The organism is Devosia sp. ZB163 (genome assembly GCF_028613635.1).
Classification (GTDB): domain Bacteria; phylum Pseudomonadota; class Alphaproteobacteria; order Rhizobiales; family Devosiaceae; genus Devosia_A.
The window spans coordinates 187,930-205,881 of the sequence record NZ_JAQRMY010000004.1; the positions used below are offsets into that span (position 1 = coordinate 187,930).

General features: G+C 66.7%; 12 protein-coding genes and 1 pseudogene. 9 read left to right on the plus strand and 4 right to left on the minus strand.

Features of this window, described 5'->3' with window-relative positions; genetic code table 11:
• Positions 1–6: 6 nt before the first annotated feature.
• Positions 7–261: a GlsB/YeaQ/YmgE family stress response membrane protein gene (locus tag PRN20_RS19115; protein ID WP_273959235.1), complete on the minus strand. Its 255-nt coding sequence runs from the start codon at positions 259–261 to the stop codon at positions 7–9.
• Positions 262–365: 104 nt separating this feature from the next.
• Positions 366–1,307 (minus strand): nucleoside hydrolase, encoded by a 942-nt coding sequence (locus PRN20_RS19120; protein ID WP_273959236.1) that lies wholly within the window; start codon positions 1,305–1,307, stop codon positions 366–368.
• 208 nt (positions 1,308–1,515) lie between these two features.
• Here PRN20_RS19120 and PRN20_RS19125 point away from each other — a divergent pair, with 208 nt between their 5' ends.
• The 3 genes from PRN20_RS19125 (at position 1,516) to PRN20_RS19135 (ending at position 5,864) form a co-directional block, all read left to right on the plus strand.
• Positions 1,516–2,628, plus strand: a complete 1,113-nt coding sequence (locus tag PRN20_RS19125) for a baeRF11 domain-containing protein (protein ID WP_273959237.1) — start codon at positions 1,516–1,518, stop codon at positions 2,626–2,628.
• A 55-nt stretch (positions 2,629–2,683) separates the two neighbouring features.
• Complete coding sequence (locus tag PRN20_RS19130) at positions 2,684–3,925, plus strand: AI-2E family transporter (RefSeq protein WP_273959238.1); 1,242 nt, start codon at positions 2,684–2,686, stop codon at positions 3,923–3,925.
• Between the two features lie 85 nt (positions 3,926–4,010).
• Complete coding sequence (locus PRN20_RS19135) at positions 4,011–5,864, plus strand: monovalent cation:proton antiporter-2 (CPA2) family protein (RefSeq protein WP_273959239.1); 1,854 nt, start codon at positions 4,011–4,013, stop codon at positions 5,862–5,864.
• Between the two features lie 4 nt (positions 5,865–5,868).
• Here the strand turns inward: PRN20_RS19135 and PRN20_RS19140 are convergent, their stop codons facing one another.
• Positions 5,869–6,165: an addiction module antidote protein gene (locus PRN20_RS19140; RefSeq protein ID WP_273959240.1), complete on the minus strand. Its 297-nt coding sequence runs from the start codon at positions 6,163–6,165 to the stop codon at positions 5,869–5,871.
• Positions 6,166–6,453 (minus strand): annotated as a pseudogene (locus PRN20_RS19145) (type II toxin-antitoxin system RelE/ParE family toxin). It lies immediately after the preceding gene.
• A 213-nt stretch (positions 6,454–6,666) separates the two neighbouring features.
• Here PRN20_RS19145 and PRN20_RS19150 point away from each other — a divergent pair.
• From PRN20_RS19150 to glgX, 6 genes are read left to right on the plus strand one after another with little or no spacing between them, the layout of a single operon-like run.
• Positions 6,667–9,135 (plus strand): glycogen/starch/alpha-glucan phosphorylase, encoded by a 2,469-nt coding sequence (locus tag PRN20_RS19150; RefSeq protein ID WP_443112593.1) that lies wholly within the window; start codon positions 6,667–6,669, stop codon positions 9,133–9,135.
• 3 nt (positions 9,136–9,138) lie between these two features.
• Positions 9,139–11,331: a 1,4-alpha-glucan branching protein GlgB gene (gene glgB, locus PRN20_RS19155; protein ID WP_273959242.1), complete on the plus strand. Its 2,193-nt coding sequence runs from the start codon at positions 9,139–9,141 to the stop codon at positions 11,329–11,331.
• A gap of 30 nt (positions 11,332–11,361) precedes the next feature.
• Positions 11,362–12,633, plus strand: coding sequence for a glucose-1-phosphate adenylyltransferase (gene glgC, locus PRN20_RS19160; protein ID WP_273959243.1), 1,272 nt, complete (start codon positions 11,362–11,364; stop codon positions 12,631–12,633).
• 13 nt (positions 12,634–12,646) lie between these two features.
• On the plus strand, positions 12,647–14,107 hold the full coding sequence (gene glgA, locus PRN20_RS19165) for a glycogen synthase GlgA (protein WP_273959674.1): 1,461 nt from the start codon (positions 12,647–12,649) through the stop codon (positions 14,105–14,107).
• Positions 14,088–15,719 carry an alpha-D-glucose phosphate-specific phosphoglucomutase gene (locus PRN20_RS19170; RefSeq protein WP_273959244.1) on the plus strand — a complete coding sequence of 544 codons (1,632 nt, stop codon included), beginning with the start codon at positions 14,088–14,090 and terminating at the stop codon, positions 15,717–15,719. Before glgA ends, PRN20_RS19170 begins: the two co-directional genes overlap by 20 nt.
• A gap of 13 nt (positions 15,720–15,732) precedes the next feature.
• A complete protein-coding gene (gene glgX, locus PRN20_RS19175) occupies positions 15,733–17,892 on the plus strand; it encodes a glycogen debranching protein GlgX (protein WP_273959245.1) in 2,160 nt (719 codons plus the stop codon).
• Positions 17,893–17,952 lie beyond the last annotated feature (60 nt).

A 17,952-nucleotide genomic window follows, 5' to 3' on the forward strand; every position in this document is an offset into this window, starting at 1 on the left:
GGCGCGTCAGGTGGCTCGACGGATGACGCGGATGACCAGGAGCAGGATGACTGCGCCGATCACCGCCATGATGATGGAACCGATCAGGCCGCCGAAGCTGACCCCGATCATGGGGAGCAGCCAACCGGCCAACAGGCCGCCTACGATGCCGATGACGATGTCGCCAACCAGGCCGAAGCCCGAGCCCTTGACGATGAGACCGGCAAGCCAGCCGGCCACGCCACCAACGATCAGGATGATCAGGAGAGAACCAAGGTCCATTATGAAGCCCCTCGCAACATAAGCGGCCGGAGCAGCATCGTGCGACTCACCCGCCGCACGATGAAGACTCGCTGCTAAGGGCCCGAACTGTCAATGCTTTGGCATCAGGGCAGGCGGCTGAGCCGTTCGGTCAGCAGCGCGTAGAAGCCTTCGGCGTCGCCGGAACGCAGGTACATGACGTTCCTGGGCCGGCTGGTGACGCCCCAGTAGTCGGCAACGGTCATGCCCACGGTGAGCTCGCTGGCGGTCTCGATGACGACGTTGATGTGGCGGCCTTTGAAGAGCTCGGGCTTGAGCATGTAGGCGATGACGCAGGGATCGTGCAGCGGGGCGCCGTTGGAGCCGTACTTCTGCAGGTCGAAGCGCTCGGAGAAGCTCAGCATCTGGTACACGGCCTCGCCGGACTTGTTGCCGAGCGCGCGGATCCTCGCGAGCCGTTCGGGCGTCGACAGGATCATGTGGGTGACGTCGAGCGGCAGCATGGCGATCGGCACGCCCGAGCGCAGCACGACATCGGCCGCATCGGGATCGACATAGATGTTGAACTCGGCGGCGGGCGTGATGTTGCCCATCTCGAAATAGCCGCCGCCCATCATCACGATCTCCTCAATGCGCGGGATGATGCGCGGCTCCTTGACCATGGCCATGGCGACGTTGGTGAGCGGCCCGAGCGTCGCGAGGGTCACGGTGCCGGACTCGTGCGCCATCAGCGTGTCGATGATGAAGTCGACGCCGTGCTGCTCCTCGATCTTGAGCTTGGGCAGCGGCAGGTCCGGGCCGTCGAGGCCGGTCTCGCCGTGCACGTGCTCGGCAGTGACGAGGGTGCGGCGCATGGGGCGCTCGCAGCCGGCATAGACGGCGATGTCCTTGCGGCCGGCGAGCTCGACCACTTTCAGCGCATTGCGGGCGTTCTGCGCGAGGCTGACGTTGCCGGCGACGGCGACGATGCCGAGGATATCGAAGTCCTGGGGCGAGGCGAGGGCCATCAGGATGGCGACGGCATCGTCCTGGCCCGGGTCGGTGTCGATAATGATCTTGCGTGCCATGGGTTTAGCGCGAGCCCCTGAGAGATTGATTCCGGGGCGCATGTTAGTGGCGGAACGGCACAGCGCAACCCGGCGTGGAATGGGGGGCGAAGATCGCCCGAAGGGCAATTGTAGGCAAGTTCTCAGCGTTTTTTGTCCTGGCTCTGGAGGGCTCGTGAAGCCGGCGCTGCTAGTCGTTCCGGGACAACCGATCCGGAAAGGCGCAGAGATGCTGTACGTGGACATTCCCACCAAGTCCGAGTTCGCGGCGCTGAGGGCCGTCAGGGCCGACATCTGCGTGTCGATCGTTACGCCGACGACGCCGGTGACGGGAGCGACCGGCGCCTCGCGCATCGCCTTCCGCAACGCGATCGCGCAGGTCTGGCGGCAACTGGAGGGGCGCGACAAGCGCCGCGTCGAGGCGGTGATGTCCCGGCTCGAGGACGTGGCGGGGGACGACGATTTCTGGGCGCATCAGGCGCACACGCTGCTGGTGCTCGCGGCGCCGGACCAGCTCCACAGCTTCCGGCTGGCGACGAGCGTGCCCGAGACGCTCGATGTCGCCGACCGGTTCTACCTGAAGCCGCTGCTCAGGGCGCTGGCATTCCCGCAGGTGGCGCGGGTGCTGGCGCTGTCGGAAGGGGCGGTGCGGCTGATCGACGTCGAGCCGGACCAGCCGGCGCGCGAGGTGAGTGTCGATGCCTTGCCGCGGGACGGCGCGAGCGCGGTCGGCAAGTCGACGCTCAACGACCGCACCAGCGACGGCCGGGGCGGCGGGCTCGAGGAGCAGAACGTCCAGCTCGGCAAGTATGTGCGGGCGGTAGTCCGGGCCTTGCGGCCGGTCGTGGCCGGCAGCGACGTGCCGCTGATCCTCGCGTCCACCGGCCGGCTCGAGTCGATGTTCCGCGAGATGAGCAGCTTCGGCGAGCTCCTGCCCGAGACGATCAAGACATCGCCGGACCGCCTGACGCCGGGACAACTGGCGGAGGCGGCGCGGCCGGTGCTCGACGCAGCCTACCGGCGCCAGATCGACGATTTCGCCACGCTGTTCCATGAGCGGCGCTCCTCCGGGCGGGCGACTTCGGACGTGTCGGATGCGGCGCGAGCGGCCACGCGCGGTGCCGTCGCGGCCATGCTGGTCAATATCGACGACCACATCCCCGGCCTCGTGGACGACGATGGCGGGGTGACGTTCGCCAAGACGGATGATGCCACGACCTACGGCGTGATCGACGAGATCGCCGGCCGGGCGCTCGACAGCGGCGCCAGGGTGCTCGGCGTCCGGGCCGCGGACCTGCCGGAGGGCGCGGAACTGGCCGCCGTGCTGCGCTATCCGGTCTAGCCGGAACGCGGGGCATCGCATCGGCGTTCTGCATGATCATCGCATGGGAGCCAAGATGCGAAACCAGAGGGTCACCGTCCGCCGCAAGGGACTGAACGACGCCATCGCCAAGACCAATTTCGAGCGCGTGCTCGGCAATGCGGCCCAGATGGCGGTCGTCGGCATCGGCATCGTCGTTGCCTTCGTCGCCGTGCGCGAGGCGCAGGTCGTCCTGGCGCCACTGTTTCTCGCCATCACCGTCGGGCTGATGTTCGGCCCGGTCGCCGACATGCTGGAGCAGCGCGGGGTGCCCGAACCGCTTTCGGCCGGTGTCCTGGTGCTTGTCTTCCTCGTCGGCATCCTCGTCGGCGGCGCCTTGTTCTACGGGCCCCTGAGCGAGTGGGCTGCGCGCCTGCCCGTCGTGTGGCAGCGCATACAGGCCGAACTCGCCAACTGGCGGGAGCCGATTGCGGCGATCGGGGCGTTGCAGGAGCAGGTGAAGGGCGTGCTGGGCGGCGGCGCATCCATGGAAGTGACAGTGCAGGACAGCAGCGCCGTCACCGGCATCGCCATGCTGGCGCCGGCGATCCTCGCGCAGATCGGCGTGTTCCTCGTCTCGCTCTACTTTTTCCTCGCGACGCGCGACAACATCCGCATCGCGACGCTCTCGCTCTGCGTCAGCCGGCGGATGCGCTGGCGGACCGCGCATGTGTTCCGCGATGTCGAGCAGAAGGTGTCGAAGTACCTGCTCACCATCTCGCTGGTGAACCTGGGGGTAGGGGTGGTCGTCACGCTCATGGCCTGGGCGGTCGGCCTGCCGTCGCCGCTGCTGTGGGGCGCAATGGCGGCGGTGCTCAACTACATCCCGTTCATCGGGCAGGCCGTCATGGCGCTGGTGCTGTTCCTTGTCGGGCTCGGCACCACCGGCGGGCTGTTCGGCGGGCTGCTGCCGATGGCGCTCTACTTCGGCATCAACTTCATCGAGGGCAACTTCGTCACCCCGAACCTGCTGGGTCGGACGATGACGATCAACCCGTTCATGATCTTTCTGGCGCTGACGTTCTGGATCTGGGCCTGGGGCCCGGTCGGCGGCCTTGTCGCGGTGCCCTCGCTGCTGGTGCTCTACTCGGTGGCGACGCACATCCTGCCGATGACCGCAGTACCGCCGCGGCGGGTGCGCCGGGCGCTGGAGCAGAAGGCAAACCGGGATGCGGACGCGGCCGAGCCCAAGGCGGCACCGCCATCACCGCCCAAGACCGCGAAGGAGCCGGCGCGGAAGGGTGCCGCTACCCGTTCCCGGACGGCACCTGCCGGGTGATGGCAATCTGGCCGATTGGACAGCCTTGACGCACCCGTACTCTGGCCTCACGCTTGACAGATTCCAGACGGGACAGAGGTGACTGATGGCGGGCGAAGTGGCTGCGCATGCGGCCGAAGTGGCGGCGCACGGCGGCATCGACCTGGTGCAGATCGCCGCGATCCTGGGCGCGGGCGTCATAGCGGTGCCGCTGTTCCGGCGGCTGGGGCTCGGCTCGGTGCTGGGCTATCTTGCGGCGGGGCTGGTGCTGGGACCGTTTGGCCTCAAGGTGGTCAGCGATCCCCAATCGGTGCTGCACGCGGCCGAACTGGGCGTGGTGCTCTTCCTGTTCATCGTCGGCCTCGAGATGGAGCCGGCCAAGCTCTGGGGCCTGCGCAAGGAGATATTCGGACTCGGCGTGCTGCAGGTCGGGCTGTGCGGCGCCGTCCTCACTCTCGCCGGCGTCTTCCTCCTCGGGCTGACGCCGGCAGTGGCGTTCGTGGCCGGCCTCGGCTTCGTGCTCACCTCGACCGCCATCGTCATGCAGATCCTCGCCGAGCGCGGCGAGCTGCAAACTCCGGACGGGCAGAAGATCGTCTCTGTGCTGCTGCTCGAAGACCTCGCGATCGTACCGCTGCTGGCGGCGGTGGCGCTCATCTCGCCGGGGGGCGATGCAGACGTCAGCGCCACGCAGCGCTGGATCAGCGTGGGCGTCGCGGTGGCCTCGATCGTTGCCGTGATCTTCGCGGGGCGCTGGGTGCTGAACCCGGTGTTCAAGCTGCTCGCAGAATCGAAGGCGCGCGAGGTGATGACCGCGGCGGCGCTGCTAGTGGTGCTGGGCGCGGCGCTGATCATGGAACTGGGCGGGCTGTCGATGGCCATGGGCGCCTTCATGGCGGGCGTGCTGCTTTCGACCTCGACCTTCCGGCATCAACTCGAGGCAGATGTCGAGCCGTTCCGCGGCCTCCTCCTGGGGCTGTTCTTCCTCGCGGTCGGCATGGCGCTCGACCTCAGGGTGGTGGCCGCCAACTGGCAGTTCATCGCGCTCGCGGTGCTGACCTACATGCTGCTCAAGGGCGCGGTGATCTACGGGCTCGCCCGGCTGCTGGGCGGGAGCAACCAGACAGCGCTCGAGCGGGCCGTGCTGATGGCGCAGGGCGGCGAGTTCGCCTTCGTGCTCTACACCACGGCAACCGCGAGCGGGCTGCTTAGTGGCGAGCTCAGCGCCATCTTCACGGCGACGGTCATCATCTCGATGGCGCTGACGCCGTTCTCGACGATGCTGCTGAAGTTCCTGCCCAAGCCGGCACGGTCGCTCGAAGGCGTGGAGAAGCCCGAGGGGCTGACCGGCAATGTGCTGATGATCGGGTTCGGGCGCTTCGGGCAGATCGCCAGCCAGCCGCTCATCGCCAAGGGCCAGCACTCGATCTCGATCATCGACAACGACGTCGAGATGATCGAGGTGGCGCAGACCTTCGGCTTCAAGATCTACTATGGCGACGGCACGCGGCTCGACATCCTGCGCGCCGCCGGGGCAGGGACGGCCGACCTCGTCCTCGTCTGCGTCGACAAGAAGGAGGCGGCGACGCGGATCGTGGAGCTGGTGAAGTCGGAGTTTCCGCTGGCCAAGGTCTTCGCCCGCTCGTTCGATCGCGGGCACTCGCTGGAACTGGTGAAGGCCGGCGTCGACTACCAGCTGCGCGAGCTCTTCGAGTCCTCGCTCGAGTTCGGCGCCGAGACGCTCAGGGCACTGGGTGTCGACACGATGGAAGTCGACGAGATCATCGAGAAGGTGCGCGAGAACGACCGCCAGCGCTTCAGCCAGCAGATGGTAGGCGGCATCATGGCCGGCCGCGAACTGCTCATCGCCAATGCCGAAGACCAGGCGCGCGAAAGCGGCACGGTGGCGGGGCCGTCGGAGCCGATCATCGCGCCCGAGGGCGAGCAGGAGAAGGCTTAGGGGCCTAGTCGTTCCGTGCCAAAGGCGTGGCGGTGAGCTTCACGCCCAGCGCCCGCGCGACACCCAGCAGGGTGCTCAGCTTCGGATCGCCCCGTTCGCTGAGTGCCTTGTACAGCGCCTCACGCGTCACCCCGGCCTCCCGAGCAATGTCGCTCATGCCGCGGGCCCTGGCCACGACCCCCAGAGCCTGAGCAATGTAGGTGGCGTTGCCGCTCTCGAAGGCATCGGCCAGCAGCTCGGCCTGGGAGGTCGGGTCGTCAAGGAACTCCGCCGCATCGAACAGTGTGGTTTCGATCGCCATTCAAACCTCCTTGGCGAGCTTCCTCGCCCGCTTGATGTCCTTGCTCTGGGTGGACTTGTCGCCACCCGCGAGCAGGACGATCAGCACCTTGCCGCGCTGCACGAAGTAGACCCGGTAGCCCGGCCCGTAATCGATACGAAGCTCGCCGATTCCGTCGAAGAACTTGGCGTCGCCCAGTAGTCCGGCTTACACGCGGACAATGCGCTGCGCGATCCGCTTCGCCGCCTGGGCGTCGGCCAGGCCCCGGAGCCAATGCCGAAAGTCCTCGGTCTGGCGAACTTCGATCATGTGTGAACCGTAGTTCACGCCTCGGGTCGTGTAAAGTGCGGTGTGAACCGCAGTTCACGCGCTGTGCGATCGGGCTTGGAAAAACCGACCAAGGTTTAGGCAGGCTGCCTTAGAACCGTTCTCATCGGGACTTCACAGCGGTTCGATTCAATGCAAGGGTGAGTCTCTAGAGGGGAACATCGTAATGACGTATGGATTGCGACAATGGCGCAAATGCCCCTCGTTTTGGATGCTCCCGTCCCGCAGAAGAGCGCGCTGACTACCGAGGCGCTGCAGGCGGAGATTCTCGAGAACCTCATCTATTCCATCGGCAAGGACCCGATCGTCGCGCGGCCGCATGATTGGCTGAAGGCGACGATCCTGACGGTCCGCGACCACATCATCGACCAGTGGATGGAGTCGAGCCGCGAGACGTGGCGCACGTCGAACAAGCGCGTCTACTACCTGAGCCTCGAGTTCCTTATCGGCCGGCTGATGCGCGACGCGATGAGCAATATCGGCGCGATGGAGCCGGTGCGCGCCGCGCTCAAGAACTTCAATGTCGATCTCGGCGACCTGATCAACCTCGAGCCCGATGCGGCGCTGGGCAATGGCGGCCTTGGCCGCCTTGCCGCGTGCTTCATGGAGTCGATGGCGACGGTCGGCATCCCGGCCTATGGCTACGGCATCCGCTATGTGCACGGGCTGTTCCGCCAGGAGATGAGCGATGGCTGGCAGGTCGAGCTGCCCGAGGACTGGCTCGCGCACGGCAATCCCTGGGAGTTCGAGCGCCGGGAATCCAGCTACGAGATCGGCTTCGGCGGGCATGTCGAGCCGGTGGCCGAGCCCGACGGTTCGACGCGCCTCGAATGGCGACCGGCCGAGCACCTCCTCGCAGTGGCCTTCGACACACCGATCGTGGGCTGGCGCGGCAAGCGCGTGAACACGTTGCGCCTGTGGTCGGCCCAGCCGATCGACCCCATCCTGCTCGACAGGTTCAATGCCGGCGACCACATCGGCGCCCTCGAGGAGAGCGCCCGGGCGGCGGCGGTGACGCGGGTGCTGTATCCCGCCGACTCCACTCCCTCGGGGCAGGAGCTGCGCCTGCGCCAGGAGTTCTTCTTCTCCTCCGCCTCGCTGCAGGACATCGTCCGCCGCCACATGCAGGCCTATGGCGACCTCGGCTCGCTCAGCGACAAGGTGGCCATCCAGCTCAACGACACGCACCCGGCGATCTCGATCGCCGAGTTGATGCGCATCCTCATCGACGTCCACGGCATGAAGTTCGCCGCTGCCTGGAAGCTCACCAAGGCGACGTTCGGCTACACCAACCATACGCTGCTGCCCGAGGCGCTGGAGACCTGGCCGGTGGGCCTGCTGGAGCGGATGCTGCCGCGACAGATGCAGATCATCTACGCGATCAACGCCCAGGTGCTGGCGGAGGCGCGCGAGATGGGCGGCTTCACCGACGCGCAGATCGCCAACCTGTCGCTGATCGACGAGCATGGCGGGCGCCGCGTGCGCATGGGCCAGCTGGCCTTCGTCGGCGCGCATTCGATCAACGGCGTCTCGGCGCTCCACTCGGACCTCCTGAAGAAGACGCTGTTCGCCGATCTCAACCGGCTCTATCCGGGCCGGATCAACAACAAGACCAACGGCGTGACGCCGCGGCGATGGCTGCTGCAGTGCAACCCGGGCCTCACCAAGCTGATCAGTGAGCGGATCGGGCCGGAGTTCCAGGACAACCTGGAGCTGCTCGCCGCCCTGGACAGGCATGCCGACGATCCGACTTTCCAGGATCAGTTCGCGGCGGTGAAGCGCGACAACAAGGTGAAGCTGGCGCAGGTGATCAAGGACCGGCTGGGGATCGTGGTTTCGCCCGACGCCATGTTCGACGTGCAGGTCAAGCGCATCCACGAGTACAAGCGGCAGCTGCTCAACATCATCGAGGCGGTGGCGCAGTACTCGGCGATCCGCTCGCATCCGGAGAAGGACTGGGTGCCTCGGGTGAAGGTGTTCGCGGGCAAGGCGGCGCCGGGCTACTGGAACGCCAAGCTGATCATCAAGCTGATCAACGACGTCGCCAAGGTGATCAACAACGATCCGGCGGTGCGCGGCCTGCTCAAGGTGGTGTTCCTGCCCAACTACAACGTCAGCCTCGCCGAGCAGATCATCCCGGCGGCCGACCTGTCGGAGCAGATCTCGACGGCCGGCATGGAGGCCTCGGGCACCGGCAACATGAAGTTCATGGCCAACGGCGCCATCACCATCGGCACGCTCGACGGCGCCAATGTCGAGATGCTGGAGCAGGTGGGGCCGGAGAACATGGTGATCTTCGGGCTCACCGCGGACAAGGTGGCCGAGAAGCGCAACCGCAGCGAGGTACCGCGGACGGCGATCGACAACTCGCCGGCGCTGCGCGAGGCGCTGGAGGCGATTGCCACGGGCGTGTTCTCGCCGGACGACCCGTACCGCTACCGCGATCTCATCGGCGGGCTCTACGACCACGACTGGTTCATGGTGGCGCGCGACTTCGACGCCTATGCGGCGGCGCAGCGGAGCGTCGACGAGGTCTGGATCAACCCGCGCAAATGGTATTCGATGGCGATCAGGAACACTGCACATGTCGGCTGGTTTTCCTCGGATCGTACGATCACGCAGTACGCCAGGGACATCTGGAATGTCCCGGTCATCGGGGGTTAGGGCTTGACGAAAGCGAAGTGGCAGGCGGCTGACAGCGACATCAGGGCGATCGTCGCCGGCCGCCATGCGGATCCGTTCGCCCTTCTGGGCCTGCACCAGGTGGGCGAGACGTGGGTGGCGCGGACATTCATCCCACATGCGGAGACGGTTTCGGCGCGCACGCTCGACCAGCGCATCCTGGGCGAGCTGCAGCCGCGCGGCGACGGTTTCTTCGAAGGCGAGGTCAAGGTCAGCGGCCGGATACCGGTCAGCTACCATGCCCGCAACGACGGCGGCGAATGGGACGTGCTCGACCCCTACAGTTTCGGGCCGGTCCTGGGGCCGATGGACGACTACTATATCGGCGAGGGCTCGCACCTGAGGCTGTTCGACAAGCTCGGCGCCCACGCGATGGAGTTCGAGGGCGTCAGCGGCACGCATTTCGCGGTCTGGGCACCCAATGCGCGCCGGGTCAGCGTCGTCGGACCATTCAACGAATGGGACGGGCGGCGGCATCCGATGCGGATGCGCGTCAACACCGGCATCTGGGAAGTGTTCATCCCCAATGTCGGGCCGGGCGAGATCTACAAGTACGAGATCGTGGGCGCCAACGGGCAGCTGCAGCCGCTGAAGGCCGATCCGTTCGCGCGGCAGTCTGAGTTTCGGCCCAAGACCGCCTCGGTGATCGCCAACCCGCGTCCGTTCGAATGGACCGATGCGGCGTACATGGAGAAGCGCGCCAGGACCGACTGGCGGCGGAAGCCGGTCTCGATCTACGAGGTGCACCTGGGCTCGTGGCGGCGGCGGGCGGATGGCTCGTTCATGAGCTACGACCAGCTCGCCGAGCAGCTGATCCCCTATGCGGCCGACAGCGGCTTCACGCATCTCGAACTGCTGCCGATCACCGAGCACCCGTATGACCCGAGCTGGGGCTACCAGCCCACCGGGCTCTATGCGCCGACCGCGCGGTTCGGTGATCCCGCCGGGTTCGCGCGCTTCGTCGACACGGCGCACGCGGCGGGGCTGGGGGTGATCCTCGACTGGGTCCCGGCGCATTTCCCGACCGACGAGCACGGGCTCGCCCGTTTCGACGGCACGGCGCTCTACGAGCACCTCGATCCGCGCAAGGGCTACCACCCGGACTGGAACACCGCGATCTACAATTTCGGGCGCCAGGAGGTTTCGAGCTTCCTCGTCAACAACGCGCTGTATTGGCTGGAGGCCTTCCATCTCGACGGGCTTCGCGTCGATGCGGTGGCCTCGATGCTCTACCTCGATTACTCACGCCAGCCGGGGGAGTGGGTGCCGAACCAGTTCGGGGGTAACCACAACCTCGAGGCGGTCGAGTTCCTCAAGCGGGTGAACACCGAGGCCTATGCGCAGCATCCGGGCGTGATGATGATCGCCGAGGAATCGACCTCGTGGAGTGGGGTGAGCGCGCCGGTGGATGCCGGTGGGCTGGGCTTCGGGTTCAAGTGGAACATGGGGTTCATGAACGACACCCTGCGCTACATGAGCCGCAACCCGATCCACCGCCGCTATCATCACAACGACATGACCTTTGCGTCACTCTACGCTTACGCGGAGAACTTCATCCTTCCCCTGAGCCATGACGAGGTGGTGCACGGCAAGGGAACGCTGCTCAGCAAGATGGGCGGCGACGACTGGGCTCAGTTTGCAGGATTGCGTTCCTACTACGGGTTCATGTGGGGCTGGCCGGGCAAGAAGCTGTTGTTCATGGGGCAGGAGTTCGCGCAGCGCGATGAGTGGAACGAGTCGCGCGGCCTCGACTGGTGGCTGCTCGATGCGCCCTCGCACGAGGGCATCAGGCGGCTGGTGACGGACCTCAACGCGCTCTATCGCGAGCTGCCGGCGCTGCATGCGCGCGACAACGAGCCGGAGGGCTTCGAGTGGCTGATCGCGAACGACCATGCCAACTCGGTGTTCGCCTTCGCGCGCAAGGCGCCGGGCGCGGACCCGGTGGTCGTGATCTCGAACATGACCCCGATGCCGCGCGACAAGTACCGGGTGCCGATGCCCGTTGCCGGAACATGGGTCGAGCGGCTCAATACCGATGCGGGCTGGTACGGGGGCACCAACAAGGGCAACCAGGGCCGGGTCACCGCCCATGCCAGCGAGGTGGAGGGGCTCGGCCCGTACGCCGATCTCTACCTGCCGCCGATGTCGACTTTGTATCTGAAATACGATCCCGCCTAAGCGGGACAACACGGGTTAGGGGAGGGAAGCATGGCTGACTATCGGACACCATCACCGCTGGCGCGCGAGGCGATGGCTTATGTCTTGGCAGGGGGACGCGGGACGCGCCTGTTCGAGTTGACCGACCGGCGCGCCAAGCCGGCCGTCTATTTCGGCGGCAAGTCGCGCATCATCGACTTCGCGCTGTCGAACGCGCTCAACTCCGGCATCCGCCGCATCTCGGTGGCGACGCAGTACCAGGCGCACTCGCTGATCCGCCACCTGCAGCGCGGCTGGAACTTCCTCCGCACCGAGCGAAACGAGAGCTTCGACGTGCTGCCGGCTTCGCAGCGCGTGTCCGAGACGCAGTGGTACGAGGGCACTGCCGATGCCGTGTACCAGAACATGGACATCATCGAGGACTACGGCCCGCGCTACATCGTGCTGCTGGCGGGCGACCACATCTACAAGATGGACTACGAGATCATGCTCCGGCAGCACGTCGATACGGGCGCCGACGTGACCATCGGCTGCCTCGAGGTGCCGCGCATGGAGGCGACCGGCTTCGGCGTGATGGCCGTCGACGGGCGCGACCGGATCGTCGATTTCGTCGAAAAGCCCAAGAACCCGCCCGGCATTCCGGACAAGCCCGACTATGCACTGGCGTCGATGGGCATCTACGTGTTCGAGACGCGGTTCCTGATGGAGCAGTTGCGCCGCGACGCGGCGACCGAGGGCTCGAGCCGCGACTTCGGCAAGGACATCATCCCCTACATCGTCAAGCACGGCTCGGCCTGGGCCCATCGCTTCCCGCGCTCGTGCGTGCGCTCGCCCAACGAGGAAGTGGCGTACTGGCGCGACGTGGGGACGGTGGATGCCTACTGGAAGGCCAATATCGACCTCTGCGACGTGACCCCGCAGCTCGACCTCTACGATCGCGACTGGCCGATCTGGACCTTTGCGGAGATCACGCCGCCGGCCAAGTTCGTGCACGATTTCGACGGACGGCGCGGCACGGCGGTGAACTCGCTGGTCTCGGGCGACTGCATCATCTCGGGCGGCGCGCTGACCAAGACGCTGCTGTCGACGGGCAGTCGCGTCCATTCCTATTCGGAACTGCACGAGGCGGTGGTGCTGCCCTATTGCACGATCGGGCGCGGCGCACGGCTCAGGAAGGTCGTCCTCGACCGGGGCGTCAACATTCCGGAGGGACTGGTGGTAGGCGAAGACGCCAGTTTCGACGCCCAGTGGTTCCGCCGCACGGCCGACGGTGTGACACTGGTCACCCAACCGATGGTCGACGCCTATCTGGCCAGTCGCTAGCGGGGAACGCATGATCGAGGTTCTCTCCGTCGCCGCGGAGGCCTATCCGCTGATCAAGACGGGTGGGCTGGCCGACGTGGTCGGCGCCTTGCCGGCCGCGCTCGCGCCGCACGGGGTGTCGATGCGCGTGCTCGTGCCGGGCTATCCCAAGGTGATGGCTGCGCTTTCGAGCGGTCGCGAGGTTCACGGGTTCGACGACTTCTTCGGCGAAGAGGCGCGGCTGGTCGCGGGCCGGGCCGGCGGGCTCGACGTCATCGCCATCGACGCACCGCACCTCTACGACCGGCCGGGCAATCCCTATCTCGGACCCGACGGCAAGGACTGGCCGGACAACTGGCAGCGCTTCGCCGGACTGAGCTACGCCGCCTACGAGATCTCGCGCGGGCGGATCGAGGGCTACAGGCCGGATATCCTCCACTGCCACGACTGGCAGGCCGGACTGGTGCCGGCCTATGCGCGGTTCAATCCCGGCAGCACGGCAAAGACCGTCGTCACCGTGCACAACATCGCCTTCCAGGGCGCGTTCGGCTGGGATGTGTTCAACGGGCTGCGCCTCGACTACGAGGCGGCGCGCTCGGGTGCGATCGAGTATTTCGGCGGCATCAGCTTCCTCAAGGCCGGCCTGATGCTCGCCGACGCGGTCACGACCGTCAGCCCAACCTACGCGCACGAGATTCGAACGGCCGACTACGGCATGGGGCTTGAGGGACTGCTGCAGGAGCGGGCCGAGACGGTGGCCGGCATCCTCAACGGTATCGACACGACGGAATGGAATCCAGCCACCGATCCGGCGCTGGTTCAGCCCTACACGGCCAGTACGATCGCCCAGCGCGCGGCCAACCGGGCGGCGCTCGAAGAACGGTTCGGCCTGGAGCCGGGCGAGGGGCCGATCTTCTCGGTGGTCAGCCGGCTCACCTGGCAGAAGGGGCTCGACATGCTGCCGCCCCGGATCGACGACCTCGTCGCGCAGGGCGGGCGGCTGGTGGTGCTCGGTTCGGGCGAGCAGTGGATCGAGGACGCCTTTGCCGGCGCGGCGCTGCGGCACCCCGGCAAGGTGGGCGTCATGATCGGTTATGACGAAAAACTCAGCCACCTGATCCAGGGCGGGGCGGATGCGATCCTGATCCCGTCGCGGTTCGAGCCGTGCGGCCTGACCCAGCTCTACGGGCTGCGCTACGGCTGCATTCCGGTGGTGAGCCGGGTGGGCGGGCTCGCCGACACCGTGATCGATGCCAACGAAGCCGCGATCGAGGCGGGCGTCGGAACGGGCGTCGTGTTCTCGCCGGCCACTGAAGTCGCACTGGCCGAGGCGATCCGTCGTACGATCGCCCTCTTTGCGCGGCCCAAGGTGTGGCACAAGATGCAGCGGCGCGGGATGAAGTCCGACGTTTCGTGGGACCTCAGCGCCGAAAAATATGCCGATCTCTACGGCTCACTTCTGGGGCATACACGCGATGACGATTCTGACGATTGAGACCACGCCGTTCGCGGACCAGAAACCGGGCACGTCCGGGCTGAGGAAGCGCACGGCGGCGTTCATGGTGCCCAACTATCTCGAGAACTTCGTGCAGTCGATCTTCGACTGCCTCGAGGGCTTCAAGGGCAAGACGCTCGTGCTGGGCGGCGACGGCCGCTATTTCAACGACGTCGCCATCCAGAAGATCATCAGGATCGCGGCAGCCAACGGCTTCGGCTCCGTACTCGTCGGCCAGAACGGGCTGCTGTCGACGCCAGCCGCGAGCCACGTGATCCGCCATCACAAGGCCTTCGGGGGCCTGATCCTGTCCGCCAGCCACAATCCGGGCGGGCCGGAGGGCGATTTCGGCATCAAGTACAACGTCTCGAACGGCGGGCCGGCGCCCGAGCGCATCACCGAGGCGGTGTTCGAGCGCTCAAAGGTGATCGACCGCTACTACACCGTCGACGCGCCCGATGTGGATCTCAGCCGCATCGGCATCCAGCAATCGGCCGGCATGACTGTCGAGGTCATCGACCCCGTGGCCGACTATGCCGCGCTGATGGAGAGGCTGTTCGACTTCAATCGCATCCGGGCGATGTTCGCGGCCGGCTTCAGCATGCGCTTCGATGCCATGCACGCCGTCACCGGCCCGTACGCCCATCGCATCCTCGAGGGGATGCTGGGCGCGCCCGAGGGAACGGTGATCAACGGCACGCCGTCGCCCGATTTCGGCGGCGGCCACCCCGATCCGAACCTCGTCTACGCCAAGGACCTCTACGACCTGATGATGAGCGAGGACGGACCGGATTTCGGCGCCGCCTCGGACGGCGATGGCGACCGCAACCTGATCATCGGCAAGAACCGGTTCGTCACGCCCTCGGACTCGCTCGCCATCCTCGCGGCCAACGCCCCGCATGCGCCGGGCTATGCGGCAGGCATCGCCGGCATCGCCCGCTCGATGCCGACCAGCGCCGCGGCCGATCGCGTGGCGGAAAAGCTCGGCATCGAGATGCACGAGACGCCGACCGGCTGGAAGTTCTTCGGCAACCTGCTCGATGCCGGCCGGGTGACCATCTGCGGCGAGGAATCGGCGGGCACCGGCTCCAACCACGTGCGCGAGAAGGACGGACTGTGGGCCGTGCTGCTGTGGCTCAACATCATCGCGGCGCGCGAGCAGAGCGTCGACATGATCGTGCAGGATCACTGGGCGACCTATGGGCGCAACTACTACACGCGCCACGACTACGAGGAGGTCGATGCGGCCGCGGCGAACCAGCTGATGGACGACCTCCGCGCCAGGCTCCCCACCCTCGCGGGGCAGACGCTCGAAGGACGCCCCGTCGCCTATGCGGACGACTTCACCTACCACGATCCGATCGACGGCTCGACCAGCGGCAAGCAGGGCATCCGCATCGGCTTCTCCGATGGGAGCCGTATCGTACTGAGGCTCAGTGGAACCGGGACCGTAGGCGCCACGTTGCGACTCTACCTGGAACGGTACGAACCACCGCATGGACAGCACGATCTCGACACTCAGTCGGCTCTCGCTCCCCTCATCGCCATCGCCGACAGCCTCGCGGGCATCAAGGCGCGAACCGGTCGTGACGCGCCGAGCGTTGTCACTTGAGGATCCTGTCGCAGTGAAACCGGTTCTGGTGCCGGGTGGCGGAAGCCCGGAGAAACTTGGCGCGACCATCACCGCCGAGGGGGTGAACTTCGCCGTTTATTCGGAGACGGCGTCGGCCATCTGGGTGTCGATCTACGACGAGCTCGACACGGAAATCGCACGCATCGAACTCGACGGACACGACGACCACATCCATCACGGGCTGGTGGCCGGCATCGGGGCAGGGGCCAGGTACGGCTTGCGCGCCGACGGGCGCTACGACCCCGACCAGGGCTATTTCTTCGATCCCGCCAAGCTCCTCGTCGACCCCTATGCAAAACGTATCGACCGCACCTTCGTGCGCTCGCCGCGCCTGCGGCTGCATCGCGACGAGGCGGTGGACACGGCGCCGCTGGTGCCCAAGGCGATCGTCGTCGGCGCCAGCAACAAGGCGGTGATGCCGCGCCGCAGGTCGCCGCAGTTCTTCTACGAGCTCAACGTGCGCGGCTACACCATGCGCCACCCCTCGGTGCAGGGGCCGCTGCGCGGCACCATTGCGGGGCTCACGACCAAGCGGGTGATCGACCACTTCAAGTACCTGGGCGTCGACACGGTGCAACTGATGCCGACGGCCGCCTGGATTGACGAGGGGCACCTGCCGGCGCTGGGGCTGACCAACGCGTGGGGCTACAACCCGGTCACCTATTTCGCGCTCGATCCGCGGCTCGCGCCGCGCGGTCCGCAGGAACTGCGCACCATGACCGACATGTACCGCAAGGCGGGCATCTCGGTGATCCTCGACGTGGTCTACAACCATACCGGCGAGGGCGACGCCAATGGCCCCATGCTCTCGATGATGGGGCTCGACGCGAGGACCTACTACCGGTTCGTCGAAGTCGACGGCAAGCAGGTGCTCGTCAACGACACCGGCACCGGCAACACGCTGCGCGGCGACCATCCCGCGGTGCAGCGGCTGGTGATCGAGTCCCTGCGCTACTTCGTCGAGGAGATGGGCGTCTCGGGCTTCCGCTTCGATCTCGCCACCGTGCTGGGGCGCGAGCCGGGGTTCAATCCGGACGCGCAGATGCTGCAGATGATCAAGTCCGATCCGGTGCTCAGCAAATCCATCCTCGTCGCCGAGCCGTGGGATCCGGGTCCGGGGGGATATCAGCTCGGACGCTTCGGCAAGGAGTTCCACGAGCACAACGATACCTTCCGCGACGACATCCGCTCGTTCTGGAAGGGCGACCAGGGCAAGATCGGCGCGCTGGCCGGCAAGGTGGCCGGGTCGGCCGAGATCTTCAACTTCGCCGGCCGCAAGCCGAGCGCCGGGGTGAACATGCTTGCCGTCCACGACGGCTTCACCCTCGTCGACCTGGTCTCCTATCTCGACAAGCACAACGAGGCGAACGGCGAGCAGAACCGCGACGGGCACAACAACAACTACTCGTGGAACTGCGGCGCCGAGGGGCCGACGGACGACGCGGGCATCAATGCCGCCCGGCGCCGCGACGTGCGGGCGCTGCTGGCGACGCTGCTCCTCAGCCGCGGCCTGCCGCTCATCCAGCAGGGCGACGAGTTCGGGCGCACGCAGAACGGCAACAACAATGCCTATGCGCAGGACAACGAGATCACCTGGCTCGACTGGGAGAAGGCCGACGGGGCGCTGGTCGACTACGTTTCGGCCCTCAACGATTTCCGCCGGCTCCATCCGGCGATCACCCACGATCATTTCCTCACCGGGCAGGCGCGGCACGGCATCCGCGACGTGATCTGGCTGCATCCCGACGGGCGGGAGATGAACGAGGGCGACTGGAACGATTCCCACGCCTCGGTCCTCGGCATGCGCCTCCAGACCGCCGACGAAGACCTCATCGTCTGGTTCAACCGCCGGATCGACCCGGTCCTCGCACGCCTGCCCGAGGGCTACTGGACGGTCGGCCTGCTGTCGGACGACCAGGCCGTGCTGCCGCTGGCCGACGGCGCCGCGACGCTCCCCCCGCGTTCGGTCGTCGTGCTGCTGAAGGGCCAGATCCCGCCGTCGCAGCCGCAGGAAACCCCGCCGCAGCAGCCGCAGGAAGTCCCACCGCAGCCGGAAACGCCGCAACCGGCGCCCCAGCCGGACACGGTGCCGGGCGAACAGCCCCAGGAACTGCCGGGCAACGAGCCGCCCGAGGAGACGCCGACGGAGTAGGCTTGGCTCCGCAAACATAGATCGCCGCCGGCCGTTTGGCCGCGGGCCGCCGATGTGACA

Excerpts from the sequence above, each read along its gene's own strand:
- PRN20_RS19115 (WP_273959235.1), bottom strand. The coding sequence starts at position 261 with ATGGACCTTGGTTCTCTCCTGATCATCCTGATCGTTGGTGGCGTGGCC.
- PRN20_RS19120 (WP_273959236.1), bottom strand. The coding sequence starts at position 1,307 with ATGGCACGCAAGATCATTATCGACACCGACCCGGGCCAGGACGATGCC.
- PRN20_RS19125 (WP_273959237.1), top strand. The coding sequence starts at position 1,516 with ATGCTGTACGTGGACATTCCCACCAAGTCCGAGTTCGCGGCGCTGAGG.
- PRN20_RS19130 (WP_273959238.1), top strand. The coding sequence starts at position 2,684 with ATGCGAAACCAGAGGGTCACCGTCCGCCGCAAGGGACTGAACGACGCC.
- PRN20_RS19135 (WP_273959239.1), top strand. The coding sequence starts at position 4,011 with ATGGCGGGCGAAGTGGCTGCGCATGCGGCCGAAGTGGCGGCGCACGGC.
- PRN20_RS19140 (WP_273959240.1), bottom strand. The coding sequence starts at position 6,165 with ATGGCGATCGAAACCACACTGTTCGATGCGGCGGAGTTCCTTGACGAC.
- PRN20_RS19150 (WP_443112593.1), top strand. The coding sequence starts at position 6,667 with ATGCCCCTCGTTTTGGATGCTCCCGTCCCGCAGAAGAGCGCGCTGACT.
- glgC (WP_273959243.1), top strand. The coding sequence starts at position 11,362 with ATGGCTGACTATCGGACACCATCACCGCTGGCGCGCGAGGCGATGGCT.
- PRN20_RS19170 (WP_273959244.1), top strand. The coding sequence starts at position 14,088 with ATGACGATTCTGACGATTGAGACCACGCCGTTCGCGGACCAGAAACCG.